Genomic DNA, 26,153 nt, shown 5'->3' on the forward strand with positions numbered 1-26,153 from the left:
CGCGATGACAGATCACCCCATATTCGACAAGGCGGCGCGCCCGCCCCCCGCACAAAAGGCCACCAAGGATGCGCAAACCAGCCAAAAGCTGGAAATCACGCATCTGCAAAAACGCTATGGCAAGCGCGTCATCATCAAGGACGTCTCGCTGATCTTGCATCCCGGCGAGGTTGTGGCCCTGCTTGGCCCGAACGGTTGCGGCAAGACAACCTGCTTTTACTGCATTGCTGGCATCGTCAAACACGAAGGCGGCAGCGTGCACATTGACGGGCAGGATGCGACCGGTCTGCCGCTGTTTCGCCGCGCGCGGCTGGGGCTGGGCTATTTGCCGCAGGAAATGTCCATTTTTCGTGGCCTGAGCGTGGCACAGAATATCATGGCCGTTCTGGAACTGCGCGAACCCGACAAGCGGCGCAGGCGCGACCGGCTGGAAGACCTGTTGCAGGAATTCTCCATTGAGCACTTGCGCGACCAGCCCGCGCTGGCATTGTCAGGCGGGGAACGCAGGCGGGCAGAAATCGCGCGGGCACTGGCTGCAAGCCCGCGCTATGTGCTGCTGGACGAACCCTTTGCAGGGGTTGACCCCATCGCCGTGGGTGAGATTCGCGCCCTGGTGGCGGATCTGAAAACGCGCGGGCTGGGTGTGCTGATTACCGACCATAACGTGCGCGAAACATTGGCGATCGTGGATCGTGCCTATATTTTGCATGATGGTCGCGTGCTCAAAAGCGGGTCGCCTGCGGATGTCGTTGCCGATGAAGATGTGCGCCGCGTCTATCTGGGCGCGGAGTTCCGGCTGGACTGAACTGCTGGTTGCAAACCCCGGTGCAGACTTCATCGAAAGCATTGACAACACGCCCCGATTAAGCGCCAAATGGGGAAAACAGGCAATCCGCCACTGGCCCCAGATGGGAAAAACCTGTTCGGCTGGCGGTGCGAAAAGCGCGTAATTACCCCGCGGGACAGGCCCCGCCTGCCCGCTTTACAGCAAGGAGAGGCGCATGCGCTATCAGATCAGTGGCAGACATATTGAAATCGGCGAAGCCCTGCAGACACATGTAAAGTCTGAATTCGGGGAACTGGTCGAGAAATACCAGCAACGCCCCACCGAAGCCGTTGTCGTGTTTTCCAAGGATGCCCATCTGTTCGTCTGCGAATCCACCTTCCACCTGTCCACAGGCCTGACCGCGCAAGCCAAGGCGCAAGCCACGGAAATATATGCGGCTTTTGAAGCGTGCCGCGAAAAGCTGGACAAACAGCTGCGCCGCTACAAGCGCAGGCTGAAAGACCATCACCGCGACCGCACAAGCCCGGTTGAATTTGCCGGCGCACCCTCGTATATCCTCGCTTCAGATGAAGATGAAGGCGCGGTCGAGGCAGACTCGCTTCAACCGATTATCATTGCCGAGATGGAAACCCGAATTCCATCATGTTCCGCAGGGGAAGCCGTGATGCAGATGGAATTATCGCACACCAATGTTCTGGTGTTCCGCAACGAACGTCATGGTGGCGTGAATGTGGTTTATCGGCGCGAAGATGGCAATATCGGTTGGATTGATCCGCAGAACTGACCCCCGAATTCCGGCACCACCGCGCCTGACATCGGCGTCAGGCGCGGCTATCTTTTTGACGGAGCATGATTATGGACATGTCGACCCTGCTAGCCCCCGGCGCTGTTCGCGTGCTTGGATCAACGACCAGCAAGAAGCGCCTGCTGCAAACCCTGGGCGACATGGCAGAGAGTGTCTATGGGCTGGAGTCCGATCTTGCGATCGAGGCATTGCAGGAACGCGAAAGCCTTGGGCCGACAGGGGTTGGCCATGGCGTGGCCCTGCCGCATGCCCGCCTTGAAGGGTTGGACCGCGTTGTGGGTGTTTTCCTGCGGCTGGGCAAACCGCTGGATTATGCATCAGTCGACAAGGTGCCGGTCGATCTGGTATTTGCGTTATTTGCGCCGCGGTCTGCCGGTGTGGAGCACCTGAAGGCGCTGGCCTATGTGTCCCGCACCTTGCGCAACCCCGACATTTGCAACAAGTTGCGTTCAAATGATGACACGACCAAGCTGTTTGAAATTCTGAACAGCGAAAAATCCATCAAAGCGGCCTGACTTCCGCGCCTGTCGCGCAAGAACACGCGGACACACAGGGTTGGGATGGGTTGCGCTAAAGCGTGCCCGCGTTCATTCGCAGTCACGCGATCAACTTTGACCTTATGGAGTCGCATGTCTTTTTGCGCAAAACCAGGTCCCACTTTTGCGCGACATGCCCTAAGACCCCATCACCCGCACCACAGGCGCGCAGTATCAGGGCGCGCGCCAGTCACCATACCCAAGACGCGCATAATCTTCGCCATAGGCTGCGCGTCCCAGCGCCTCAATCTCGGGGTCATAGATATTGGCAAGCGTCAGTTTGTGGCGGCGGCGTGCGGCGCGGAATTCGGGCAATGCCCGCCCACATGTCTGGCCCAACAGATGCACGCTGTTCTCAAGCCGGTCATCGCGCAGCACATGGCGAATTGGCCCGCGCGCGGCAATATCGGCAATAAGGTCTGATTGCAACGCCCATGCAGGATGGGTGGTCATGCCCGTTTGGCCATTCAAATTCGCATGCAAGAAGCGTAAGAACGCTGCAAAACCGCGTTTGTGGTCTGCGGGGCTGTAGTCACCCGGAGGGCTGTCGTTCTGTGGCAGGGTAATGTCATATGTGCGTATCAGGAACTGGCACAGATTTTTGCGTGCCCCCTGCAGAACCTGCCTGCGATAGACCTCATGCGCCCGATCCAGCGGGTGACGGGTTACCGTGAAGGAAATATGGCCGGAATTGGCGCGCAACCACTCCTGCCAGCTGTCCGGGCTGAACGCGCCCAGCAGGGTGTCGCGCGTGGTGTCATCGATGGCCGCCATCCAGTCCAGCACATCCGTATCATCGCCCCCCGCCAAGGGCGCATAGGCCAGCGCAACATTGCGGCACGCCCGATACGCCCAGACCATGCCGCCACGCGCAGGATCGAAGGACGGGGTGCGCGACAGGTTGAAACGGTCCAGCCGCGCCATACCCTCGCGCACGGCATGAAAATTCGTGAGTTTCTGTTCCAGTGGTTCGGGGTTCTGGCGCTTCAGCTTGTCAGATGTTTTGTCAATCCGCGCCGGGCTTCCCAGCCATTTTGCCAGCCCGTTCAGAACTGCCAGATCATTGGCATCATCATAGGCAATGTAGAATGCCGACTGCCCAAATGTTTGCAACATGCGCTGAATGCGCAGTTGGAACGCCTGAAGTTGCGTGACGTGATGTTCAAATTCCACCGGATCAAACGTAACCTGCGCGCTGCGTTTCGTCTTTACATCGCCCAGTTTCCATTGCTGCGTGGTCTGCGCAATTTTCAGCGACACATAACTGTCCAGCGGGTTGCGGGTCAGAACAATCTTGGCGCAACGCGGGTCTTCCATGATCGTGTTCAGAATGCGCGGGTCATGGTCGTGGAAATACCGGAACCCCGCCAGACCGTCATGCTGGCGAATGGCATCCAACAAGAAAAGGGGGTTCGTGTCGCGCTGTGCCTGCGAAATGCCCAGCAATTCGTCACACCCCTGATGACCCATAAAGGCCGGGTTGAACACTTCGCCCAGACAGGTCAGCCCCTCAAACTCATTCAGGTTGGATTCCAACAAGTTGGACCCAGTGCGCATTTCTGCAAGCACAACGAAATAGGTGACCTCATGCGGGGCTGTCATGTCCACTCCAAAAACGTTGCGGTTACCGCTTGTAGTCTTGCAGCAAGACTGGCGGTAATCCAAGATTGCGCAAATGCGCCAGATAATCCTCAAATCCGTCCAAAGGCATGGTTTCAGGCAGCCCGGTCAGCGCCCCTGCAACATCTGGAAAGGCCGCGCCGACAGTCTGTGACAAATAGCGCTGCGGGTCTTCCAGAAACTCTGCCAGCGTCCAGACACGAATATCTGCAGCCGCCCATTTCGATTGCAAAATGGCAATGAAATCCTGTTCGCGCCGTTGCAGCCAGCCAATATGCCCCAGCACATCATCAACCGTATACTCGCCGCGAAACAGCGGCAGGATGAAACACCCGCTGATAACTGAAATCTGCGCGTTGCGGTCGGTGGCCATAAACCAGTTCAGGTCCGGGGTCATTGCGTCGCGGCTGTTATAGGAAAAACACTGCCGTTCGCCCCGCGTGGCCCAGATAAGATTGGCCAGAAACATGCGCGGGTTATAGTCGCGCAGCGCTGCTGAATTGCTGATTGCGCCGTGATATACCTGTGCGCCGCCGTGGAATTCTACCTTCTCGGGGGCGAAAATATGGCCATGCACGCGGCAATTCGTGGTCTGGCCCAGCCAGAAATCAAAATTGCGGAAAAGCTGCTGAAACCCGCAAAACACCGAATAGGGCGCCGCAGTCTTGGCGGTTGCGCTGTCGTCCAGCGGAAAGCGGCTTTGCATATACAGCCCGGCGCGCCCGTCACTGCGCTGTTTGGCAGCAAGTTCAAAATAGCGGTCAATCTTGGTGGGTTGCGGGTCCACAGGTGTTTCGCGCGCAGGGTGATCAGACAGGAAGAAATCATACAGCGCCTGCGCATCAGGCCATAATTTGCGCGCAACAAAGCAATCAGACCGACGCAAAAGCTGCAAGTGGTCGTCGTAAAACAGGTTGGGCCGGCCATTGCGGTCAAATTTCACCAATGTGAGCGACCGGCTTTCTATACGGTCGGACACCATGCGCACCATGGTCTGGAAATAGCTCTCATCGGGAATCCAGGTGCCCTTGAAATAGCGGTCATAGCGCGCGCGCTTGGGGTGGGTCAAAATGCCCTGCAGGGTTTTACGCGACAAACACCACCATTGCGACCCCATATGCGGCTGCAACGGGCGCGGAACCGCCCGGCTAATGCCAAACCGGCGCTGAATGTCCACCAACGCATCGAACGCCCATTTATGGCGCTTCCATGACAGGGGAAAATGCAGCGTGAAACGTTCTTCGGACAAACCGCCCTTGATCCATGCGGCATGACCGATGGACACGGATTCAATGAAATCCACATCGCGGCGTGTGGCCAGCCAGTCCACCAGTTCCGCCGCCGGGCGCAGGGGAATGCATGCCCCCGAGGTCAGCAACACATGCTCGACCTGCGCGAAGTCGCGCAGCATCTGGTCTGATGCGGCCTGCGTGGCGGCCACGATGGGCCATGTGCCCCATTCGCAGCGGAACCGCGCGCTGAAACGCAACAAGGGATGATTGCCAAGGTCCTGTTTGAACGCATCCATCTGTGCGGCACTGACGGCGCGATCCACATGAATGACCACCGGACAATTCGCAGCCAGCCAGAACCGCGCCACTTGTGCAGCGCGGTGCAAGGCGGTGTGACACAACATGACAATACCAAGCGATGATGTCCCGGCTGCGGGTGCGGGGCGGGGGTCGGTGCTCATGCCCAGTCTCCTTTTGACATCAATCCAAGGATTTCAAGCTGGCGCCAGTTGATATACTCGGTCGAGAAATCGCACCACAAATCCCCCTGATCCTGCAGCCCCCGGTCATAGGCCACATATTCACGACTGCCCGCATAATGCTGGCCGCGCACCAGTTCCTCGCGGGCTTTGGCCACGATGGTGTCCAGAAACTTGGCATGCAACAATACCCCCGAGGCCTGCTCGCCGCCATTGTCGTCATACACCTTGTTCAGCCCGCGCGGCAGCAGCATATGCGTTGAACTGACATAGGCGTATTTGCGCGACCAGTGCACAAGCGGCGTTTTGTTCAGGGCGGGGGCCTGTTCGGGCCGACCCCCGTGAAATGCACGCGCGCGCACGCCGCCCTGTATCCACAGGTTTTGCAGCTTGGCGTTGCGTTTGATCGAATAGTTGCACGCATCAAACCAGCGCGCAATTTCAAACGGGTTCTGACCGCTGGCATAGGGATGGGCGGTCACTGGCCCCTTTGGATACATGTCCAGCAACATGGCAGAAAATGACCGCCGCCCCTGACTTTCCAGCCAATCGGTCAACGCATGCAAGGGGCGCGTGTCACAAAACGGATAGACCAGAAACTCATCGACATCGACAACAAGTGTCCAATGCCCTGCCCCATAGCGCCATTGCAGATGGTTCAACCAGTCAACCCCGAAGCACGACGCCTTGTAGCTGGCCCCGGTCACCCACAGCGACACGTCTTTCTGACCTTCCAGATATTCTGTCGTGCCATCATCAGACCCATTGTCAACCATCAGGAAATGGCCAACCCCCTGCGCGCGGTAATAGTCCAGAAAATACGGCAACCGCACCAGTTCATTGCGCAGCGTCGTAAACGCCAATATGTCCCCGTCCCGAATATGCGAGGTGCGGTTGACGCGGGCTTTCAATTCCAGACTTTTGCGCAAGGCCCGCATCAGCTTTACCTGACGTTGCGCACGCAGTTTCAATTGCGCCTTCAATGCCTTCATTCTGTCCACTCATACAACACTTGCGCGGCATTGCCCTGACAATAAGTCGCGCACCGCGCTACATTTACCCCGGCACGTTTGCCCAGCCAGACAGAAACATGCAACATTTCTTCCAACCAAAACTTAATAAAACGACAATCCGTGTTCAATCAGGCCCACCCCCCGCGCGATATCAGGCCAAGTTGCTCCAATTGCTGCCAGCCTTCGAACCGGGTGGATGCCGCGCACCAAAGATCGGGTGCCTGTGCCACAGCATCATAATAATTGTCAAACACTGCAGCATTGCCGAAATGCTGCGCGCGCACTTTCTCAACCGGGGCTTTTTCAACGATCGTATGCATGAATTTTGTGTGCAGCAATGCGCCTGCAATCCCCTCGCCGCCCGCGCGGTCATAAAAGCGGTTCAGTGACCGTGGCAGCGCGGAATGCGTCGAATTCACCCATGTATTATGCCAGCTCCATTTTACCAGCGGCAGTTTTGTCAGGGTGGGGGCGCGGTTGGGGGTGTCGTGGAAAAACGCCCTTGCGCGCGGGCCGCCCTGTATCAGCAGGCAATCCAACAAGGGTTTATGCGCAATGACGTAATTGCCCGCATCAAACCAGTTCAACACCTGCAGCGGGTCCGCGCCCGCAGGACAGGCCACACCATCCAGTGGCCCCTTTGGATACAGGTCCAGCATCATGGCGGGCAGGCTTTGTTGGCCTTGAGTGTCCAGCCAGTCGGCCAGCGCCCCCAACGGGCGGGTTTCCCAATGCGGATAGATCAGCAATTCATCCGCATCCGCCACCACGCACCACCGCCCCGACCCGTAGCGCAGCATCAGCGCATTGATCCAGTCCATACCAAAGCGCGATGCCTTGTAGCTGGCCGAACTGCCCCAGACAGAGGTGTCTGCCTGATCCAGCAGCACTTGGCGCGTGCCATCGGTGCTGTCATTGTCGACAAACAGGAAATGCCCGACACCCAGCCTGCGGTAATGGTGCAAAAACCAGTCGATACGCTCGCGTTCATTGCGAATGGTGCACAACAGCAAGATGTCGTTGCGCGCCCATGTCCCGCGCTTCACCACCTTCAATTCCCGCGCCTTGACAATGGCGCGCGCGCGCAGACGGCGGCGTTTCCAGCGCATTCGAAAATCAAACCAGCGATCTTGAGACAGGGGAATTGGGGTCAGCATATGCCAGTCATGCGCCAAGGGTCCGCAGCAAGGCAAGAGCAAACACATCTGCGCCACGACATCGCGCGCCACAGGGCAAACGAAAAAAGGGGGCGCGTGCACCGCACCCCCCTTTATAGCCATGTCGTCGTTACTGCGCGGCCTGCCGCTGTGCCATCATGTCCATCAGGAATTCATCAAGTTCGTCGCGCAATTCATCCCGCGCCAGCCCGAAGGCAACAGTGGCCTGCAAGAACCCCGCCTTGGACCCGCAATCATAGCGCTGCCCCTCGAAGCGGAAGCCATAGACATTGCGTTTTTCCTCAATCTCGCGGGCAATCGCATCGGTCAACTGGATTTCACCGCCCACCCCCGGTTTGATCTGGTCCAGATGGCGCATGACATCAGGCGACAGGACATACCGCCCGATCGCGGCCAGATTGGACGGTTGCGTGCCCGGCGCAGGTTTTTCCACCATTCCCGACATAGGCAGAATTGGCCCGATTGCGGGCGGGACGTCCATAATGCCATAGCTGGACGCCTTGTCAGGGGCCACTTCCATGGCCGCAATCATGTTGCCGCCGGTTTGCGCGTAAGCTTCGATCATTTGCTGCAGACAGGGCTTGTCTGCGGCGATCACGTCATCGGGCAACAGCACCGCGAAGGGTTCGTCCCCCACCAGATGGCGCGCGCACCACACCGCATGCCCCAGCCCCAGCGCCTGATGCTGGCGCACATAGGCAATTGCGCCACTGTCCATATTCGTGGCCTGCAGGGTTTCCAGAAGTGCGGTCTTGCCCTTGGCTTTCAACGAATTTTCAAGTTCCGGGGCGTGGTCGAAATAATCTTCCAATGCACCCTTGCCGCGCGATGTCACAAAAATGAATTCGGTGATGCCTGCAGCGCGTGCTTCGTCAATGGCGTATTGAATCAGCGGGCGGTCCACCAGCGTCATGATTTCTTTCGGAACTGATTTGGTGGCCGGAAGAAATCGTGTGCCCATGCCTGCAACGGGGAATACTGCTTTTGTAACCTTGCGCTTCATTTTTTCCATCCTGTTGTGCCTGTGAAGGTTAACGAATGGTTAACAATGAAAATGCGGCAGGTTTTGGGTCAAATCAGGGACAGTGCATGGCAATTGGCTTTTTTCCCGCAGCAGGGCCGTTTGACCGGCCCTGCCTGCCTTGGCGAACAGGCATTGACGCTATGCCGGCAACAGCTCAACTGTTGGACTGGCCGCAATGAAGAAAGGGTTTTCATATCCCGCTTTGCCATAGGCAAGAACCGTGTGGTCGGAAAAAGTCACCACACGCCCGCCAGCCCCGCGCAAGACCGCATCCCCCGCGGCCGTGTCCCATTCCATTGTCCGCCCCAGTCGGGGGTAGAAATCCGCCTCCCCCGAGGCGACAAGACAGAATTTCAGCGATGACCCGGCGCTGCACAGATCCGCGACATTGTATTGGTCGATGTAATCATTTGTCGCCTGATCCCGGTGGGATTTCGACGCGACCACCAGCAACGCGCCCATATCGGCCTTGCGCAGCTGCAAGTCACGCAAACTTCCTTGTGCCGTGTCGTGAAAGGGTCCGGCCTCCTCTACGCTGCGCCCGTCGGCGCGGGTATAGAACATGCGCCCCTTGGCCGGGGCATAGACTACCCCGCGCAACGGCACACCGTTTTCGACATAGGCGATGTTGACAGTAAAATCCCCACGCCGGTTGATGAATTCCTTGGTCCCGTCCAGCGGGTCCACGATAATGAACCGCTCCGCGCTGACACCATGGCTGTTTGCCTGTTCTTCCGTCACGACGGCCACGCCGGGAAAAGCGCGCGCCAGCCCTGCGGAAATGACCGCATCGGCGGCCTCATCGGCTTCGGTGACCGGGCTGTCATCGGATTTGGTGCGAATCTCGAAATCGGGGCGGTCGTAAATGGCCATGATGACCTTGCCGGCCTGCAAAGCAAGCGTGCGGAATTCGGTTTCGATCTTCTGGAAATCAACAGATGCCATAATGCTATCCTTTTGTGGTCGTCGCGTATTCAATGATCTGGCCCCGGTTCAAGGCCGATTGCCCAAATCGGTGTTTCGGGTTATGCATGGGTTTGACCTGACGGACGTGGCGACGCAACCCACACCTGAACAAAGAGCTTGGAAAATGTATTCTTCCCCCGGGCGCAGCTCGATTTGGGCGCAGTTCTTCACAACACTGACCCTGATTTTCAATCAAGGGGTGCGCAATGTGCGCAAAAGCCATGGCAATGCAATCATCGGGCTTTTGCTGAACATTACGCAAACGCTGATCCTTGTTGCCGTGTTCATGGTGATATTCCTGTTTGCAGGAATGCGCGCGGGGGCGGTGCGCGGGGATATCTTGCTGTATCTTATGACCGGGGTGTTCATGTTCATGGCCCATGTCAAGGTCATCGGTGCCGTTGCCGGGGCCGAAGGCCCTGCATCTGCGATGATGAAACACCGCCCCATGAACCCCATTGTTGCCATTGGTGGCGCCGCATTGGGGGAATTGTATATTCAGGTTGTTACAGTCGTTGTCTTGTTGTTTTTGTATCACGCCTTATGGACGCCGCTAACCATTTACCAACCCATCCAGACCTTTGCGGTCTTTCTGAGCGTGTGGTTCGCTGGGCTGGCCATCGGCATTGTGATGTATGCCATCAAGCCATGGGCGCCCAGTGCCAGCAAGCTGATAACCATGTTTTACACGCGGCTAAACATGGTGGCGTCGGGCAAGTTCTTTCTGGCCAATACGCTGCCTGAATCCGTGCTGCCCTATTTCATGTGGAACCCGCTGTTTCATGCCATCGATCAGGCGCGCGGCTATGCGTTCATCAACTACAACCCCATGCATACATGGGTGTACTACCCGCTGGTGTTTGGCGGCTGCGCACTTGTTCTGGGGCTTATGGGCGAATTCTACACCCGGTCGCGCGTGTCCATGAGCTGGTCTGCAAAACACTGACGCAGACCAGCGCCACAAGCATGGACGGCTACGGCGCAGTGATGTCGCGCAAGATGGACCGAACGGCACTTGCAGGGTCAGTGGCCTGCCAGACGGGCCGCCCGACGACAATATGATCAGCCCCTGCCTGAAGGGCGCGCGCGGGCGTGGCCACGCGTTTCTGGTCGCCCAGATCAGCGCCTGCGGGTCGCACGCCGGGCGTGACAATCAGTTTTCCCGCAGCTTCTGGCAGTGCGCGGATGGCAGCCGCTTCTTGCGGGCTGGCAATCACACCATCAGCCCCCGCCGCCAGGGCGCGCGCGGCGCGTTCCAGCGTAATTTCAGTCACGTCGCCGGGCCGGATCATGGCCGCGTCCAGATCGCCCCGATCCAGCGATGTCAGCACCGTGACAGCCAGAATTTTCAGCCCGGACCCGCCTGCACCTTCTTTCGCAGCGCGCACCACATGCGGATCGCCATGCACCGTCAGAAAATCCAGATCATATTGCGCAATCCCCCGCACCGCCGCTGTCACAGTCGCGCCAATGTCAAAGAACTTCATGTCCAGAAAAATGCGTTTGCCATGTTCCTGTTTCAACTCATTGGCCAGCGCCAGCCCGCCGCCCGTCAGCATGCCCAGCCCGATCTTGTAGAAGCTTACGCTATCGCCAAGCTGCCGCGCCAGTTCCAGTCCGGCAAGGGCATTGGGCAGGTCAAGGGCAACTATAAGGCGGTCATCGCTGGTCATGGTCATGGCGCGGCATCCTTTCCGGGGTTGGGGTTGACCGGCCCTAGCGGATTGCGCCCGCCCTGACAAGATGGCGCAACGTGAAAGCCTGCGGCGCGCGGCGGGTGCATTGCGCATGTCGCGCATAAGTAGCAACCGGTTCTGCGCAAAAAGACATGCGACAACAAAATGTTACGGTGGGCCGCGTGAATGCGAATGAACGCGACACGCTCTAATCAAACAAGCTGCGCAATGTATCGCTGAGCATGCGTGTAATCAGGTCTTGGGTGACGTATCCGGTGGGGTTCAGGTCAAAATGCGCCTGCGCGCGCGCAATTGCCTGACGCGATTGCCTGTCAAAGGTCCCGTCCGTCGCGCCCGGTTCAAACCCCATCCGCGCCAGCCGCTGTTCGATCAGAACGCGTGTCGGCCCGGTCAGGCCAAGCGCGGATTCGGCGGCGCGGGCATCCGCATCGGCCTGCGTGTCGGGGCTGTCGGTCGCGGGCGGGTCCAGCATGTCGATGCGGGCAATCGCTTCTGTGGCGTAATCGCCCTCGGGCCATGCCACCAGATAGCGTTCATAGGCGTCCACGCTGTCGCGCCCGCGCGCCTGTTCCCACGCTGCGCGGTCACGCCGCTGGCGCTGCGTGGTTTCCATCTGCGCCAGCCGGTCGCGCGCCAGACCGGCAAATATGCCTTGCGGGTAGCGTTCCAGATAGCTGCGCAGCCCGGCTTCATCAGCGCCCGCGCCCGTTGCATCCCAGAATGCGCGATCGGCGCGCTCAGCGGCTTCGCGGCGCGCGCGTTCCTCGGCCTCGCGGGCGGCGGTGCGGCGGGCGGCATCTTCGGCAAGCTGCATCACCTGGCCGCGCGTCAGAAACCCCGTTTCGGCCAGATCATTGCCACTTTGCCAGCCGCGAATGGCCGCGCGCGTGCCCGGCCCGAATATGCCGTCAACCCCGCGTGTGTTGAACCCCATCGTTGTCAGATCGCGCTGGATGGCGCGGCGCTCCTCGCGCGTCAGGGCCAGTGCCTGCTCCACACGTTCGGGGGAATTGCGCAAACGTTCCAGCGCGGCGCGTGCGGCCTGCGCATTCAGACCATTCGGGAAACGGTCCAGATACGCGCGATAGGCATCTTCTGTGTCGCTTTGCTGCGCCTGTGCCCAGGCCTGACGGTCAGCGCGCGCCAGCGGCGCAAAACCGGCGGGCAAAAAGGGAACAAGGGGTGAAATCGTGCCTTCGCCCGACAGGCCGCGCGTCTGGTCCACCACATCTGACAAGACAGCACCGGGGCGCAATATGGCGCGTGTGCCCTGCACAACCTGAGGCACAGGTCCGCGCACAACGCCCACCCCTTGCGGCACCAACAGGCGCGGCGGAAGCCCCCCATCCAGCCCGTCCCCATAGCTGCCGCGCGACAAATCCGCCCCGCCAAGCCAGATTTGGGCACCATCACTGGCCGCGCTTGCTATTTCAAAAATAGTGTCCAGCCGCAGGCCCGCCCCGTCGGCCAGCGCAAGGCCCGGCGCGTCAGCATCGACCCCCAGAAACCACGCCCCCGCACGCGACTGCGCAAAATGCCCCGCAAGCACGACGATCACCCGCTCTGCGCCCGCGCGGTGCAATTGCGCATGCATGCCCGCCAATTGTGCGCGCATTTCTTCGGTGGTCAGGTTGCGCCCTGACACAACCTGGAACCCTGCGGTTTCCAACGCTGCGGTCAGCTCAAGCACCTGTTCCGCGCCGCGCAAACGGGCAGCATGATCATAGCTGTCATTGCCAATGACCAAGGCCAGCCCGCCCGCATGGACAGGCTTGATCGCCAGCAAAACGCATAGAACCACAAACCCAAAGCGCATGATGACACCCCGCTGTTGACACGAATCAGGGGCAGCTTAGTCGTAGCGGCGCAAATCCTCGATCACCAGCCCGTCATTGGGCAGTGACCCCGGCGGCACCAACTCGACCTCGCCCCTGAGTTTCAGGGTAGACAGCACACTGGCTTCATACAATGCCGGATTTGAGGCGCGGGTTTCAATTCGCACAGTCATCACGTCCTTTTCACCGTCGCGCGTGGCAATCACGCGGGCGCGGTGAATTTCCTCATGATGGGCGACAAGGGCGGCCACCTGTTCGGGGCGCACGAACATTCCCTTGATTTTCGTCGTCTGGTCGGCGCGCCCCATCCAGCCCTTGATGCGCATATTGGTGCGCCCGCACGCGCTTGTGCCGGGTAAAACGGCGCTAAGATCCCCGGTGGCAAAGCGGATCAACGGATAATCGGTGTTCAGTGTGGTGACAACAACTTCGCCCACCTCGCCTTCGGGGACCGGCTCGCCTGTGCCGGGACGCACGATTTCGACAATCACGCCTTCATCCACCACCATGCCGTCCATGGCATCGGTTTCATAGGCCACATTGCCCAGATCGGCGGTTGCATAGCACTGGCGGCAGGTAATGCCGCGCATGGCATAGAAATCACGCAAGGACGGGAACAGCGCGCCCCCGCCCACAACGGCCTTGGTAATCTGCAGCGCGACGCCCATTTCATCGGCCTTTTCCAGAATGATCTTCAGGAAATCGGGTGTTCCCGCATAGGCCGTGCTGCCAATATCGCGCGCGGCGATCACCTGCAATTCGGTCTGGCCGGTGCCTGCGGGCAACACAGTGGCGCCCACAGCGCGCGCGGCATTTTCAAACATCATGCCCGCGGGCACCAGATGATAGGAAAAACAATTCTGCACCACATCCCCGCGCCCAATGCCGCTGGCGTGCAAAAACCGCCCCAAGCGCCACCAATCCGGCGCGACACGCCCCGGTTCATAGATCGGGCCGGGGGATTGAAACACATGGTCGAATTCCGCCAATGGCCGTGCGGACAACCCGCCAAAGGGGGGATGCGCCGCCTGCGCCCCTGACAGGTCGGATTTGCGCAGCACCGGCAACCGCGCAAGCGCCGCGCGATCCATGATCGTGGCTGCATCCTGCTGGCCCAGATGGGCCGCAAGTGCGGGCGCCTGCAGCGCTGCCGCAACCACCCTTGGCAGGGCAAGGGCATGATCGGCGCAACGCGCATCCTGTGATCGGGTTTCCAAAGGGTCAAACGGGGTCATGGCGGTGCCTTTTGGGGGGCTGGGCGGCGGGGGGACTGACTGAAGGGCCGGCATCAGGCCAACCAGCGTTTGCGGCGGCGGTAGCTGCGCACATCACGGAAACTTTTGCGGCCCTTGTCGGACATTCCCAGATAAAATTCCTTCACATCGGGGTTTTCGCGCAGATCCTGCGCCTTGCCTTCCATCACGATACGCCCGTTTTCCATGATGAACCCGGTTGTCGCGTAACGCAGCGCAACATTGGTGTTCTGCTCGGCCAGCAGGAAGGTAACGCCCTGTTCGCGGTTCAGGCGGGCAACAATCTCGAAAATCTGTTCGACCAGTTGCGGGGCAAGGCCCATGGACGGTTCATCCAGCAAAATCATGGATGGGCGCGACATCAGCGCGCGCCCGATGGCCGTCATCTGCTGTTCCCCGCCTGAGGTGTAGCCCGCCTGACTTTTGCGGCGTTCCTTCAGACGGGGGAAATATTCATATACAAGGTCCAGTTCCGCAGCCACCGCCCCGCGCCCGTCGGTGCGGGTATAGGCGCCGGTCAGCAGGTTTTCTTCCACTGTCAGATGTTCGAAACAATGGCGACCTTCCATGACCTGCACGACACCGGATTTCACCAGTTCCGCGGGGTCCAGCCCCACGACATTGCGCCCCTCATACAGGATGCTGCCTTTGGTGACTTCGCCGCGTTCGGAATGGATCAGGTTTGAAATCGCCTTCAATGTGGTCGATTTTCCCGCGCCATTGCCGCCCAGAATGGCCGTGATACCGCCCTTGGGCACATCAAGGCTGACACCCTTCAGCGCAAGGATGACGTGGTTATACAGCACTTCGATATTGTTGACTTCCAGAAGGGTGGTCTGCGTGGGGCTTGCATCAAGCATGGCATGGGGCCTTCGCGTTCAAGGTGGGGCAAGGTCCCGGGCAAGGCCCGGAACCTTTGGGGTCATCAGTTCAGACAGGCCGGGGTGATGTCGTTTTCAGCCGCGTAAGCAAGGCTGTCATCCATGGCCATTTCCATGATCAAGTCACGATCAGGCGAAATCCAGTCGGTGATCAGGTTCCATTCACCGGCTTCTGCGTCCCATTGCTGGATCATCGCTGCGCCAGAACCACCATGGTTTTCACACGCCACCGAGAAGGCAGGGCCGAAATTCGGCAGGCCCAGTTCGGCCATCAGTTCTTCGGTGATTTCCAGATTGGCCATACCATCGCGCATCATTGCCGGGGTAATGGCGGCCACACCGTGGATTTCCTGCGCTTTCTTCGCGGCCTCGACCGCCAGCATGGCCGCATACATCCCGCGCGAATACAGCACTGTGCCCACCTCGTCGCCGGTGCCCGCATATTTGCCGGTGTCGATGACATATTGCTGCATGTCAGCATAGATCGGGTAATCTGTGCCTGTGCCGTGCATCGCCAGCGCCTTGTAGCCATGCGCGCCCGCGCCCACGGGCCGCACGTCCTGCTGCGAGCCTGACCACCACACGCCGATGAAATTTTCCATCGGGAAGCGAATATTGGCAGCTTCCTGAATGGCAGTCGGGTTCATCACGCCCCAACCCCACATCACCACATAGTCAGGCCGTTCACGCCGGATCTGCAACCACTGGCTGCCCTGTTCCTGACCGGGGCTGTCCACACCGATGGTCACCAGCTCATATCCGTGGCTTTCGCCAAGCCGTGTCAATGTGGGGATGGGTTCGCGCCCATAGGCCGAATTGTGATACAAAAGCGCGATTTTCTTGCCCTCAAGGCTGCCGTCATTTTCGTCCAGCAAGTAGTTGATGATCACGCTGGCCCCGTCCCAGTAATTGGCCGGGTAGTTGAAGGTCCAGTTGAACACCTCGCCATTCACGGCCGATGTGCGACCATACCCCATGGTATGCATGGGAATTCCATCTTCCATGGTGCGCGGGATCAACTGATATGTGATGCCAGTTGACAGGGGCTGCAACACCAGCGGGTTGTCATCGCGGATGGACTGGTAGCATTCAACCCCGCGTTCGGTGTTATAGGCAGTTTCGCATTCGGTCTGGCGAATGGGCACCCCCCCGATGCCACCATCACGTTCATTGATCAGCGTCAGGTAATCGGAATACCCGTCCGCAAAGGGAATGCCCCCTGCCGCAAACGGCCCTGTCCGGTAGCTGAGGGACGGAAAATGCAGGGTATCTGCAAGGGTTGGCCCTGCTGCTATCATGGTTGCCGCAAGTGTTGCGGCCAGTTTGGTCATCTTCATTCGGTTCTCCTCCCATATGGATGACAGTTCAGTTTGGCCTGCCCCCGGTGTCAGTAAGGGAACGGCCACAGGCGCAATTTCTCTTTTATCGTGCGCCACAATGCCGCGATTCCGTGCGGTTCCACGATCAGGAAGGCCAGGATCAGCGCCCCCACAATCATGATTTCCAGATGCGCGGCCAGATCAGTGGGCCAGCCCAATGTGTTGACCAGCAACAGCTTCAGCAAAACCGGCCCCACGATCAGAAACGCCGCCCCCGCAAACGCCCCGAATATCGATCCAAGCCCGCCAATGATGACCATGAACAGAACAAGGAACGACTTGTCGATGCCGAACGCCTCGCCGGCCTCGGCCGCGCCCAGATAGACGGCGAACAGCAACGCACCGGATATGCCCACAAGAAAGCTGGACACAGCAAAAGCCGTCAGCTTGGCAATCAGCGGGTTCACCCCGATGATTTCTGCGGCAATGTCCATATCCCGAATGGCCATCCATTTGCGCCCGATGCTGCCGCGTGTCAGGTTGCGCGCAAGCCAGGCGCTTGCCACCAGAAAGCACAGACAGATCATATACATCGATACCGCTGATGCGCGCGGCCCGGTGACCGGCACCCCAAAGAGTTCGCGCGTCGGCGCCGAAATCATGCCAGTGGGCGAATAGTTGTAAAACCATGCCGTGCGCGTGAACAGCCAGATCAGGAAGAACTGCGCGGCCAATGTGGCCACGGCCAGATAAAACCCCTTGATGCGCAAACTGGGCAGGCCAAACAACACGCCCACACCGGCGGTCACGATGCCCGCAAGGATAATGACGAAAATGATGTTCAGGTCGGGAAATGCTGTCATCATCTTGTAGCTGGCATAGGCCCCCACCGCCATGAACCCCCCTGTGCCCAACGACAACTGCCCGCAATAGCCAATCAGGATATTCAGCCCCAATGCCGCAATCGCATAGATCAGGAAGGGCACGACAATTGAATTGGCCCAGTAATCATTGATGATCAGCGGCATGACCAGAAAGGCGAAGCCCAGCAGGATGTAATAGCCGTAACGATCGAACTTTATCGGAAAGGTCTGGCTGTCAGCGACATAGCTTGTCTTGTAATCGCCCGCTTCACGGTAAAGCATATCCCTAAACCCTTTCGATAATACGTTCGCCAAACAGGCCCTGTGGCCTGAACAGCAGGAACACCAGCGCCAGCATGTAGGCAAACCAGTTCTCGGTCGCGCCGCCGATGATGGGGTTCATGAAGAAGTCGAACAGCTTTTCCCCGACCCCGATGATCAGCCCGCCCACAATCGCGCCGGGGATGGATGTGAACCCCCCCAGAATAAGCACGGGCAGCGCCTTCAGCGCGATCAGCGACAGGGAAAACTGCACCCCTGATTTCGACCCCCACATGATGCCCGCAACCAACGCGACAATTCCCGCGATGGACCATGTAAGAACCCAGATGAAGCGCAGTGAAATTCCCACCGACAGCGCCGCCTGATGGTCGTCGGCCACGGCGCGCAGCGCGCGGCCCTGTTTGGTGTATTGCGAAAACACTGTCAGCACGGCCACCAGCACCGCAGCAATTCCCGCAGCCCAGACTTCCAACCGGTCAATATAGAAGCCGTAACCGAACCAGGCGAAGGTTGCTTCATCCACCGCCGAAGACATACCCTTGGGCAGGCCCACATCCAGCGCCTTGACCTCGGCGCCCCACATGATGTCCCCGACCCCTTCCAGAAAATATGCAAGGCCAATGGTTGCCATGAACAGAATGATCGGTTCCTGATTGACAAGGTGTTTCAGGATGAACCGTTCCACCAGAATGGCCAGCGCGATCATCACCAGCACTGTGGCCGGAATGGCCAGCAGGGTGGGCATGTTCCACCCGAAATGATGAAGCCGCGTGCCAAACATGGCATTGATCAGATGCGAGAACGGAATTTGCCCCGACTGGAACCCCACCAGCGTCAGCGCTGCAAACAGCGCCATCACCCCTTGGGCGAAGTTGAAAATGCCGCTGGCCTTGAAGATCAGCACGAAGCCCAGCGCCACCAGCGCATACATCACACCGGCAGTCAGCCCGTTAAGGGACGCTTCCAGCGCAAAAAGTAACGTATCAGACATGTCTGCCCCCTCCCCCGAGGTCTGTCGCCTGCTCAGTCATGGGCAACCCCAAGATAGGCGTTGATCACTTCTTGATTGTTGCGCACCTCCTCAGGGGTGCCGTCCCCGATTTTCTTGCCGTAATCCATGACCACCACGCGGTCGGACAAGTCCATCACCACGCCCATGTCATGTTCGATCAACACTGTGGTGGTGCCGAACTCGTCATTCACATCCAGAATGAAGCGGCACATGTCCTCCTTTTCTTCGACATTCATGCCCGCCATGGGTTCGTCCAGCAGCAGGATGCTGGGTTCGGCGGCCAATGCGCGCGCCAGTTCCACACGCTTCTTCAGCCCGTAGGGCAAGCGTGCCACCGGCGTTTTGCGGATATGCTGGATTTCAAGAAAATCGATGATCTTTTCGACCTGCGCGCGGTTCTGGGCTTCTTCGCGCGCGGCGCGGCCCCACCAGATGGCCTGCTGCAGCATATTGGCTTTCATGTGGTGCAACCGCCCGGTCATGATATTGTCCAGAACGCTCATCCCTTCAAAAAGCGCGATGTTCTGGAAGGTGCGCGCGATCCCTTGTTGCGCCACCTGATAGGGGCGCATGCGCGGGCGCTTGTATCCTTTATAGATCACCTCGCCTTCTTGCGGATGATAAAACCCTGAAATCACATTCAGCATGGACGATTTGCCTGCGCCATTGGGTCCGATGATGGCGCGGATTTCCCCCCAGCGAATATCAAAACTGATGTCCTTGATGGCCACAACCCCGCCAAATCGCAGGGTGATGTTGCGCATTTCCATGGCAACGCCCCCGATCTTGCGCCCGTCTGAAGTGGTATACCCCTCATCGGAATTTGTATCGAGCATCTCTCCCCCCTGCCCGTTCATTCTGCGGCCACCTGTCGGGCGATTGTGCCAAACACTTTTGCATCGCGGATTTCCAGCGTCGCTTTCAAAACGCCCTTGCGCCCGTCTTCATAGGTGACTTCGGTTTCGGTGTAGATGCTGCCCTTGCCCGCATAGAGGGCGTCGATCAGATCGGCGTATTTCTCCTCAACGATGCGGCGGCGCACTTTGCGCGTGCGGGTCATTTCGCCGTCATCTGCGTCAAGTTCCTTGTGCAGCACCAGAAAGCGGTGAATCTGGCAACCCGACAGGAACCTGTCCTGTGCAACACTTTCGTTGACCTGTTCGACATGTCCCTGAATTGCGTCCAGCACGGACTTCAGCCCGGCCAGTTCCTGATAGCTGGAATAGGCAATATTGTTGCGTTCCGCCCAACTGCCCACAGCACTCAGGTCAATATTCACGAAGGCCACGCAGCGGTCGCGCCCGTTTCCGAAAACCACCGTTTCCAGAATGTTGGGAAAGAATTTCAGCTTGTTTTCCACATATTTGGGCGCGAACATGCCGCCATCGGCCATTTTCCCCACATCCTTGGCGCGGTCGATGATGCGCAGATGGCCGGTGCCTTCCTCGAAGAACCCCGCATCCCCCGTGGCCACCCACCCTTCTGCGTCTTTGGTCGAGGCCGTGCTTTCAGCGTTCTTGTAATAGCTTTCAAACGTGCCCGGGGAGCGGTAGAATACCTCGCCATTCTCGGCAATGCGCACCTCTACGCCCGGTGAGGGGACACCCACTGTGTCGGACCGCACTTGCCCGTCAGGCTGCTGGGTAATGAACACGCTGGCTTCGGTCTGGCCATAAAGCTGCTTCAGGTTGATGCCGAGCGCGCGGTAGAAATCAAAAATCTCCGGCCCGATAGCCTCGCCCGCGGTATAGGCCACCCGGATACGCCGCAGGCCAAGCGTGTCTTTCAACGGGCCATACACCAACAGAGTGCCCAGCGCGTATTTCAGCCGCTGCATTGCCCCCACAGGCTTGCGGTCCAGCAGCTTCGGGCCAGTGTCGCGTGCAAACTCCATGAAATGGTGGAACAACCGCCGCTTGATGGGCGATGCATCTTCCATGCGGATCATTACTGTGGTCAGCATGGTTTCAAAAATGCGCGGCGGGGCGAAATAATAGGTTGGTCCGATCTCGCGCAAATCCGTCATCATGGTTTGCGCGGATTCAGGGCAGTTGACGCAAAATCCCGTCCAATAGGCCTGCCCGATGGCAAAAATGAAATCCCCCACCCATGCCATGGGCAGATAGGCCAGAATTTCATCGCCGGGGCGCAGATTGTCGAATTCCGAACTGTTCTTCGAGGTGATGATGATGTTGCGATTGCTGAGCACCACGCCCTTGGGCTTGCCGGTGGTGCCCGATGTATACAGCATCACACAGGTGCTGTCCCAGCCCAGTGCCGCGATACGCGCGTTCAGTTCCGGTTCCAGCCGGGTTTGCGCCGCGCGCCCTTCGCGCATGACATCGTCCAGCCAGTTCATATGGCTGTGGTCGTATTTGCGCATGCCGCGCTTGTCCAGATACAGGATTTCATCGATGCAATGCACCGTTTCCTGAACTTCCAGCACCTTGTCGACCTGTTCCTGATCACCGCAAATGACAAAACGCGCGCCGCAATGGTCCAGCACATAGGCCATTTCTTCGGCAACCGCGTCCTGATACAGCGGCACGGGAATGGCCCCAACCGATTGCGCCGCGACCATGGACCAATACAGCGCCGGGCGGTTGCGGCCAATGATGGCAACATAATCGCCCTGTTTCATGCCCAGCGCCACAAACCCCAGCGCCATGGCGCGCACATGGTCATGGGTCTGCGCCCATGTCCATGATTGCCAGATGCCGAATTCCTTTTCGCGATAAGCTGTCTGGCGGCCGTATTGTGTTGCATTGCGTGCCAAAAGTGCAGGGATGGAACAAAGCCCGTCCAACGCTGCGTTGGGTGCTGCTGTAGTGGTCACAGACATCCTCCTCATTGTGTCGGTCACTGCAGGCAAGCCAGCCCTCCGCTGCTGCCTTGCTGCACATGCGCGCGCGCATCCCGAACGTGTGTGGTTATGTGGTCGTGCGATTCTTGCGGCAGTTTTACCCAAACCTTACGAATTGTAACGCGCGATGTTCTGGGCTTCCGAACGGCACAGCGACAGTCTAGGGTTCAGACAAGGACGGGCGTTTGACCGGAACAGGGGGGGCGCAGGCGTGGCATTGACAGAAAACACCCGCATCAACCTGATGGCGGCGGGGTTGAACATGATCCAGCAGGCGCTGTCAATTTTTGACAGCAACCTGCGGCTGTCGGTCAGCAACCAGCGCTATCAGGAAATGTTCGAACTGCCCGAACATCTGGTGCAGCCCGGCGTCGCGTTTGAAGATACAATCCGCTATCTGGTGTCGCGCGGCGAATATGGCCCGGTTGACGACGACGAACAGGCGGTGCGCACCCGCGTGGAGGCTGCGCGCGCCTTTGTCCCCCATTACATGGAACGCCTGCGCGCCAATGGCCGCTGGATCAGCGTCGAAGGTGCGCCGCTGCCACAGGGCGGCTGGGTGACTGTCTATACCGACATTACCGAAGTGAAGCTGCAAGAAGGGTTGCTGCGCGCGCGGTCAGAAGAATTGTCGGACGAGTTGCTGGCCCATGCCGAACGGCTGGCCGCCACCAACCGCGCGCTTGCCGCAAGCAACGCGGCCCTTGAACAGGCCAAGCGCGAATTGACGGAAATGGAGGCCCGCACCCGACTGACCACCGAAATGATGCCCGCCCATATCGCGCATATGGATTGCGATCTGCGCTATACGTTTTCCAACCGGCGCCTGTCGTCCATCTTTCCGGGATTGCCGCGCAATGTTGTGGGCCACCCCGCTAAGGCAGTTCTGGGCAGCATGTATCAAAAAATACTACCGCTTCTGGAACGGGCACTGGGCGGGGAAAACGCGGTGCATGAATTCACCCATGACGACAGCGGGCGGCGTATTCGGCTGGCGCTGACACCTGACCGCGTGGGCTGCGGGCCGATCAACGGTATTTACATCATGTCCATGGACGTGACCGAGGAAACACAGGCCCGCGCCGCCCTGGCCCAGACGCGCAAGCGCGAACTGGCCGCGCAGCTGTCATCTGGCATGGTGCATGATTTCGGCAACCTGCTGACCATCATTCTGGGGCTGCAGGGGCAGTTGCTGCGCGCAGGCGCCCTGCCTGCGCAAGTGGCGCAACTGGCACAATCCACCATTGCAGCCGCACGCCGCGGCGGCGTGTTGCTGGACCGGCTTGCGTCCATTTCAGGCCACAGGGAATTGCAGCTGCGCCCGACAGATCTGTGCGCGCTGTTGCATGACCTGTCGCTGATGGCAGGCCCTGCCCTGCCCGACAACATGCACCTTGAGATGCAGGTTGCCCCTGACCTGCCGCATCTGATGCTGGATCAGGGGGTTTTGCAGGACAGTTTGCTGAACCTTATTCTGAATGCCCGCGATGCCATGGCGGGCATGGGCGGACAGGTCACGCTGACGGTCACCAGCGTGGCCAGCACATGGCTGGAACTGACCCTGACCGACACGGGCAAAGGGTTCAGCGACGAAGCGCTGCACAAGGCCCTTGATCCGTTCTTCACCACAAAAGGGGCGGACGGGTCGGGGTTGGGGCTTGCCATGGTCTATGACCAGATCACCCTGTCGGGGGGCACTGTGCGGCTGGCAAACCGCCCCGGCGGGGGGGCGCAGGTCACATTACGCCTGCCGTTCAAACCCGTGCCGCGCGGCCGCGCGCGCACCAGCGCCGGGCTTGTGTTGCTGGTGGAAGACACCCAAAGCATTCGTGAATCCGTGCGCGAAATGCTGTGTGACATGGGCCATAGCGTGATTGAAGCAACCACTGCGGATGAAGCGCTGGCGCTGGCTGATCTGCCGGATCTGGACATGATGCTGTCTGACATCAACCTGCCCGGCACATTGTCGGGTCTGGACCTTGCGCGCGCCCTGCGCGCACGCGGGCGCATGCGGCTGTGCCTGATGACAGCGCTGCCCGCCCATGACCATTTGCACCGCGAAGCGGCGGCGGAATTTCATGTCCTGACAAAACCGTTCCGCCCCCAAGACCTGCGCTTCACACTGGAAGGGATTTCATGACCGCCGCCCATATTGCCATTCTGGATGATGAACCCGAAATCCGGCAAATTCTGTCGCAGACCTTGCAGGATGCGGGGTTTGCGACCTCCTGTTATGCGCGCGCGACCGAATTTGAAGCGGCGCTGCGCAAGATCACCCCGGATGTGTGTCTGGTGGATCTGGGCCTGCCAGACCGCGACGGGCTGGCACTGGTGCACCGGCTTGCGCTGGAATCGGGGGCGACGATCATCATCATATCGGGGCGCGCACAGGTGCAGGACCGCGTTACCGGGCTGGAACTGGGGGCGGATGACTACATCATCAAACCCTTTGACCCCGCCGAAGTTGTGGCGCGTATCCGCGCGCGTTTGCGCAAACCTGCGGGTCCGGGGGCCAGCAGTCCGAAAACCGCGCATTTCAACGGGTGGGTTGCGCAGTTTGACCGCTATGTGCTGATTGATGAACAGGGTCAGGAAACCCCGTTCAGCCATGCCGAGGGGGAAGTGTTGCGCCTGTTTCTGGAAAGCCCCAAACGCCTGATTTCACGCGCCCAGATGCTGGACACTCTGGGCGGGGGCGCTGGTGAAAGCTTTGACCGCGCCATGGATGTGCGCATTTCACGGCTGCGCACCAAACTGTGCGAAGACCCGCGCAACCCGCGCCTTATCAAAACCATCTACGGGGCAGGCTACATCTTTCTTGGCGATGTCAGCTGGGGATGAAACACCGGGGCGGCGCTGGCACAGGTTGCTTTGTGTTTACAGCGCAGCCTGCATCGTTCAAGATATGGCAGATCTGACTTCAGCACAAAGGGGGGACGATGCGCAAATTTCTTGTCATTCTGGATGACAGCCGCGAATGCCTGAACGCCATCCGCTTTGCCGCGCTGCGCGCCGCCAAAACCGGCGCCGAGGTGCAGATACTGTCCATCATCAGCCCTGAAGAATTTCAGGGCTGGATCGGTGTTGCCGATGTCATGCGCGCCGAAACCCGAGAGCGGATCGAGGCGCATTTCGAAGTGTTCGCCAAATGGATGCGCGACCGGCAAGGGTTGCACCCCGAACTTGTCATCCGCGAAGGCGACGCTGTGGAAGAAGTGCTGGCCCAGATACATGATGACCCCGATATCGGGTTTCTGGTTCTGGGGGCGGGAACCGAAGGCAACAGCCCCGGTCCCATCGTCACGCAGCTGGTGCGCAATTCCGGCACGCTGCCAGTGCCCATCACAATTGTCCCCGGCGAACTTGACCGCGACAAGCTGGAAGCCATCGCCACGGGATAGCGCATGTCCCGTTCATGCCCCCCCTTTGCACATGTGACCAAATGCGGCTAGGTCTGATGCCAGATCGCACAAAACACAGGGAATGCCACCATGAAATTACTGCGCTTCGGCCCGAAAGGGCAGGAAAAACCGGGATGTCTGGATGAACAGGGCAATCTGCGGGACCTGTCAGGGGTGACCGATGATTTCGGCGGCGACACTGTGGCGCTGGACGCGCTGGCCAGACTGGCACAAATTGACCCCCGGACCCTGCCGCTTGTGGACCAGGGCACCCGCCTTGGCGCGCCACTTGCGCATGTGCCCAATTTCTATTGCATCGGGTTGAACTATGCCGCGCATGCCGCTGAAACCGGCGCGGAAAAACCCAAGGAACCGCTGGTGTTTTCCAAAGCCACATCCTCGCTTGCTGGTCCGCACGATCCCATCATCATTCCCAAAGGGGCCACGCGGACCGATTGGGAAGTGGAGCTGGGCATCGTAATCGGGAAACGGGCGCTGTATGTCGATGAAGCCGACGCATTAGGCTATGTTGCAGGCTATTGCGCGGTCAATGACGTGTCCGAGCGCGATTTTCAGAAAAATCGTGGCGGGCAATGGATCAAGGGAAAATCCGCGCCCGGTTTTGGCAAGATCGGCCCGTGGATTGTGACAGCGGATCAGGTGCCCGACCCACAGGGGTTGCGATTGCAGCTGTCAGTCAACGGGCAAACACGACAGGATTCGACCACCGCAGATATGATTTTCACGGTCGCGCAGATCATTTCCTATATGTCCCATTTCATGGAACTGGTGCCGGGTGACGTGATCGCTACGGGCACCCCGTCGGGCGTGGCGGCGGGCATGTCGCCCCCGCAATTCCTGCAACCGGGCGATGTTGTGTCGCTAAGTGTCGAGGGGCTTGGAACCCAAAACGCCCATGTCATAGCTGCCAGCTGAACGGCGCGCTGTGTCGCGGGAATTTTCATCCCCGCGACACATGTTGACAGCATCACGCAGCGGCCGCGCCCAAGGTTCCTGGAGCGTGTCGCGTTCATTCGCATTCACGCGACCCACTCTTACTTTATGGTGTCGCATGTCTTTTTGCGCAAAACCGGTCCCCACTTTTGC

Annotated in this window: 23 protein-coding genes; 8 read left to right on the forward strand and 15 right to left on the reverse strand. The window is 59.2% G+C overall.

Annotated elements, in window-relative coordinates; all coding sequences use genetic code 11:
* Positions 1 to 4: 4 nt before the first annotated feature.
* The 3 genes from lptB (at position 5) to ACTZWY_RS09550 (ending at position 2,107) form a co-directional block, all read left to right on the forward strand.
* A complete protein-coding gene (gene lptB, locus ACTZWY_RS09540) occupies positions 5 to 805 on the forward strand; it encodes an LPS export ABC transporter ATP-binding protein (protein WP_444790472.1) in 801 nt (266 codons plus the stop codon).
* Between the two features lie 196 nt (positions 806 to 1,001).
* A complete protein-coding gene (gene hpf, locus ACTZWY_RS09545) occupies positions 1,002 to 1,571 on the forward strand; it encodes a ribosome hibernation-promoting factor, HPF/YfiA family (protein WP_444790473.1) in 570 nt (189 codons plus the stop codon).
* 71 nt (positions 1,572 to 1,642) lie between these two features.
* Positions 1,643 to 2,107, forward strand: a complete 465-nt coding sequence (locus ACTZWY_RS09550; protein WP_444790474.1) for a PTS sugar transporter subunit IIA — start codon at positions 1,643 to 1,645, stop codon at positions 2,105 to 2,107.
* 195 nt (positions 2,108 to 2,302) lie between these two features.
* Here ACTZWY_RS09550 and ACTZWY_RS09555 read toward each other — a convergent pair whose 3' ends face one another.
* The 6 genes from ACTZWY_RS09555 to cysQ form a co-directional block, all read right to left on the reverse strand.
* Positions 2,303 to 3,730 (reverse strand): nodulation protein NodH, encoded by a 1,428-nt coding sequence (locus ACTZWY_RS09555; RefSeq protein ID WP_444790475.1) that lies wholly within the window; start codon positions 3,728 to 3,730, stop codon positions 2,303 to 2,305.
* Between the two features lie 22 nt (positions 3,731 to 3,752).
* Entirely contained in the window at positions 3,753 to 5,441 is a 1,689-nt protein-coding gene (locus ACTZWY_RS09560) for a DUF5927 domain-containing protein (RefSeq protein ID WP_444790476.1), read from the reverse strand.
* Positions 5,438 to 6,451, reverse strand: coding sequence for a glycosyltransferase family 2 protein (locus tag ACTZWY_RS09565; RefSeq protein ID WP_444790477.1), 1,014 nt, complete (start codon positions 6,449 to 6,451; stop codon positions 5,438 to 5,440). The genes ACTZWY_RS09560 and ACTZWY_RS09565 overlap by 4 nt, the downstream gene beginning before the upstream one ends.
* A gap of 149 nt (positions 6,452 to 6,600) precedes the next feature.
* Complete coding sequence (locus ACTZWY_RS09570; protein ID WP_444790478.1) at positions 6,601 to 7,581, reverse strand: glycosyltransferase family 2 protein; 981 nt, start codon at positions 7,579 to 7,581, stop codon at positions 6,601 to 6,603.
* A 178-nt stretch (positions 7,582 to 7,759) separates the two neighbouring features.
* The gene (locus ACTZWY_RS09575) at positions 7,760 to 8,653 is read right to left on the reverse strand and encodes a UTP--glucose-1-phosphate uridylyltransferase (RefSeq protein WP_444790479.1); all 894 of its coding nucleotides are present in this window, start codon (positions 8,651 to 8,653) and stop codon (positions 7,760 to 7,762) included.
* 159 nt (positions 8,654 to 8,812) lie between these two features.
* Positions 8,813 to 9,619, reverse strand: a complete 807-nt coding sequence (gene cysQ / locus ACTZWY_RS09580; RefSeq protein WP_444790480.1) for a 3'(2'),5'-bisphosphate nucleotidase CysQ — start codon at positions 9,617 to 9,619, stop codon at positions 8,813 to 8,815.
* A gap of 145 nt (positions 9,620 to 9,764) precedes the next feature.
* Between cysQ and ACTZWY_RS09585 the strand changes: the two genes are divergently transcribed.
* Positions 9,765 to 10,586, forward strand: coding sequence for an ABC transporter permease (locus tag ACTZWY_RS09585; protein WP_444790481.1), 822 nt, complete (start codon positions 9,765 to 9,767; stop codon positions 10,584 to 10,586).
* A gap of 28 nt (positions 10,587 to 10,614) precedes the next feature.
* Here the strand turns inward: ACTZWY_RS09585 and pyrF are convergent, their stop codons facing one another.
* From pyrF to ACTZWY_RS09630, 9 genes are all read right to left on the reverse strand, one after another.
* A complete protein-coding gene (pyrF, locus tag ACTZWY_RS09590; protein ID WP_444790482.1) occupies positions 10,615 to 11,319 on the reverse strand; it encodes an orotidine-5'-phosphate decarboxylase in 705 nt (234 codons plus the stop codon).
* Positions 11,320 to 11,524: 205 nt separating this feature from the next.
* Entirely contained in the window at positions 11,525 to 13,153 is a 1,629-nt protein-coding gene (locus ACTZWY_RS09595; protein ID WP_444790483.1) for a peptidoglycan-binding domain-containing protein, read from the reverse strand.
* A 36-nt stretch (positions 13,154 to 13,189) separates the two neighbouring features.
* Complete coding sequence (locus ACTZWY_RS09600; RefSeq protein WP_444790484.1) at positions 13,190 to 14,407, reverse strand: phenylacetate--CoA ligase family protein; 1,218 nt, start codon at positions 14,405 to 14,407, stop codon at positions 13,190 to 13,192.
* Positions 14,408 to 14,460: 53 nt separating this feature from the next.
* Positions 14,461 to 15,285, reverse strand: coding sequence for an ABC transporter ATP-binding protein (locus tag ACTZWY_RS09605; RefSeq protein WP_444790485.1), 825 nt, complete (start codon positions 15,283 to 15,285; stop codon positions 14,461 to 14,463).
* Between the two features lie 65 nt (positions 15,286 to 15,350).
* Positions 15,351 to 16,643, reverse strand: a complete 1,293-nt coding sequence (locus tag ACTZWY_RS09610; protein WP_444790486.1) for an ABC transporter substrate-binding protein — start codon at positions 16,641 to 16,643, stop codon at positions 15,351 to 15,353.
* A gap of 50 nt (positions 16,644 to 16,693) precedes the next feature.
* Positions 16,694 to 17,770 carry a branched-chain amino acid ABC transporter permease gene (locus ACTZWY_RS09615; protein WP_444790487.1) on the reverse strand — a complete coding sequence of 359 codons (1,077 nt, stop codon included), beginning with the start codon at positions 17,768 to 17,770 and terminating at the stop codon, positions 16,694 to 16,696.
* A 4-nt stretch (positions 17,771 to 17,774) separates the two neighbouring features.
* Complete coding sequence (locus ACTZWY_RS09620; RefSeq protein WP_444790488.1) at positions 17,775 to 18,761, reverse strand: branched-chain amino acid ABC transporter permease; 987 nt, start codon at positions 18,759 to 18,761, stop codon at positions 17,775 to 17,777.
* 32 nt (positions 18,762 to 18,793) lie between these two features.
* Entirely contained in the window at positions 18,794 to 19,618 is an 825-nt protein-coding gene (locus ACTZWY_RS09625) for an ABC transporter ATP-binding protein (RefSeq protein ID WP_444790489.1), read from the reverse strand.
* Positions 19,619 to 19,635: 17 nt separating this feature from the next.
* Positions 19,636 to 21,618: an AMP-binding protein gene (locus ACTZWY_RS09630; RefSeq protein ID WP_444790490.1), complete on the reverse strand. Its 1,983-nt coding sequence runs from the start codon at positions 21,616 to 21,618 to the stop codon at positions 19,636 to 19,638.
* A gap of 271 nt (positions 21,619 to 21,889) precedes the next feature.
* Between ACTZWY_RS09630 and ACTZWY_RS09635 the strand changes: the two genes are divergently transcribed.
* The 4 genes from ACTZWY_RS09635 to ACTZWY_RS09650 all read left to right on the forward strand — a co-directional run bounded on the left by ACTZWY_RS09635 (position 21,890) and on the right by ACTZWY_RS09650 (position 25,982).
* Entirely contained in the window at positions 21,890 to 23,785 is a 1,896-nt protein-coding gene (locus ACTZWY_RS09635) for a PAS-domain containing protein (protein ID WP_444790502.1), read from the forward strand.
* Positions 23,782 to 24,486 (forward strand): response regulator transcription factor, encoded by a 705-nt coding sequence (locus ACTZWY_RS09640; RefSeq protein WP_444790491.1) that lies wholly within the window; start codon positions 23,782 to 23,784, stop codon positions 24,484 to 24,486. Before ACTZWY_RS09635 ends, ACTZWY_RS09640 begins: the two co-directional genes overlap by 4 nt.
* 98 nt (positions 24,487 to 24,584) lie before the next feature.
* Positions 24,585 to 25,046: a universal stress protein gene (locus tag ACTZWY_RS09645; RefSeq protein ID WP_444790492.1), complete on the forward strand. Its 462-nt coding sequence runs from the start codon at positions 24,585 to 24,587 to the stop codon at positions 25,044 to 25,046.
* 90 nt (positions 25,047 to 25,136) lie between these two features.
* Entirely contained in the window at positions 25,137 to 25,982 is an 846-nt protein-coding gene (locus ACTZWY_RS09650; RefSeq protein WP_444790493.1) for a fumarylacetoacetate hydrolase family protein, read from the forward strand.
* Positions 25,983 to 26,153 lie beyond the last annotated feature (171 nt).

The sequence above is a fragment of the Roseinatronobacter sp. NSM genome, from assembly GCF_052379845.1.
GTDB lineage: Bacteria > Pseudomonadota > Alphaproteobacteria > Rhodobacterales > Rhodobacteraceae > Roseinatronobacter.

Bases quoted from the DNA above. Each gene is read 5' to 3' on its own strand.
- lptB (WP_444790472.1), top strand. From the start codon at position 5: ATGACAGATCACCCCATATTCGACAAGGCGGCGCGCCCGCCCCCCGCA.
- hpf (WP_444790473.1), top strand. From the start codon at position 1,002: ATGCGCTATCAGATCAGTGGCAGACATATTGAAATCGGCGAAGCCCTG.
- ACTZWY_RS09550 (WP_444790474.1), top strand. From the start codon at position 1,643: ATGGACATGTCGACCCTGCTAGCCCCCGGCGCTGTTCGCGTGCTTGGA.
- ACTZWY_RS09555 (WP_444790475.1), bottom strand. From the start codon at position 3,730: ATGACAGCCCCGCATGAGGTCACCTATTTCGTTGTGCTTGCAGAAATG.
- ACTZWY_RS09560 (WP_444790476.1), bottom strand. From the start codon at position 5,441: ATGAGCACCGACCCCCGCCCCGCACCCGCAGCCGGGACATCATCGCTT.
- ACTZWY_RS09565 (WP_444790477.1), bottom strand. From the start codon at position 6,451: ATGAAGGCATTGAAGGCGCAATTGAAACTGCGTGCGCAACGTCAGGTA.
- ACTZWY_RS09570 (WP_444790478.1), bottom strand. From the start codon at position 7,581: ATGCGCTGGAAACGCCGCCGTCTGCGCGCGCGCGCCATTGTCAAGGCG.
- ACTZWY_RS09575 (WP_444790479.1), bottom strand. From the start codon at position 8,653: ATGAAGCGCAAGGTTACAAAAGCAGTATTCCCCGTTGCAGGCATGGGC.
- cysQ (WP_444790480.1), bottom strand. From the start codon at position 9,619: ATGGCATCTGTTGATTTCCAGAAGATCGAAACCGAATTCCGCACGCTT.
- ACTZWY_RS09585 (WP_444790481.1), top strand. From the start codon at position 9,765: ATGTATTCTTCCCCCGGGCGCAGCTCGATTTGGGCGCAGTTCTTCACA.
- pyrF (WP_444790482.1), bottom strand. From the start codon at position 11,319: ATGACCATGACCAGCGATGACCGCCTTATAGTTGCCCTTGACCTGCCC.
- ACTZWY_RS09595 (WP_444790483.1), bottom strand. From the start codon at position 13,153: ATGCGCTTTGGGTTTGTGGTTCTATGCGTTTTGCTGGCGATCAAGCCT.
- ACTZWY_RS09600 (WP_444790484.1), bottom strand. From the start codon at position 14,407: ATGACCCCGTTTGACCCTTTGGAAACCCGATCACAGGATGCGCGTTGC.
- ACTZWY_RS09605 (WP_444790485.1), bottom strand. From the start codon at position 15,285: ATGCTTGATGCAAGCCCCACGCAGACCACCCTTCTGGAAGTCAACAAT.
- ACTZWY_RS09610 (WP_444790486.1), bottom strand. From the start codon at position 16,643: ATGAAGATGACCAAACTGGCCGCAACACTTGCGGCAACCATGATAGCA.
- ACTZWY_RS09615 (WP_444790487.1), bottom strand. From the start codon at position 17,770: ATGCTTTACCGTGAAGCGGGCGATTACAAGACAAGCTATGTCGCTGAC.
- ACTZWY_RS09620 (WP_444790488.1), bottom strand. From the start codon at position 18,761: ATGTCTGATACGTTACTTTTTGCGCTGGAAGCGTCCCTTAACGGGCTG.
- ACTZWY_RS09625 (WP_444790489.1), bottom strand. From the start codon at position 19,618: ATGCTCGATACAAATTCCGATGAGGGGTATACCACTTCAGACGGGCGC.
- ACTZWY_RS09635 (WP_444790502.1), top strand. From the start codon at position 21,890: ATGGCGGCGGGGTTGAACATGATCCAGCAGGCGCTGTCAATTTTTGAC.
- ACTZWY_RS09640 (WP_444790491.1), top strand. From the start codon at position 23,782: ATGACCGCCGCCCATATTGCCATTCTGGATGATGAACCCGAAATCCGG.
- ACTZWY_RS09645 (WP_444790492.1), top strand. From the start codon at position 24,585: ATGCGCAAATTTCTTGTCATTCTGGATGACAGCCGCGAATGCCTGAAC.
- ACTZWY_RS09650 (WP_444790493.1), top strand. From the start codon at position 25,137: ATGAAATTACTGCGCTTCGGCCCGAAAGGGCAGGAAAAACCGGGATGT.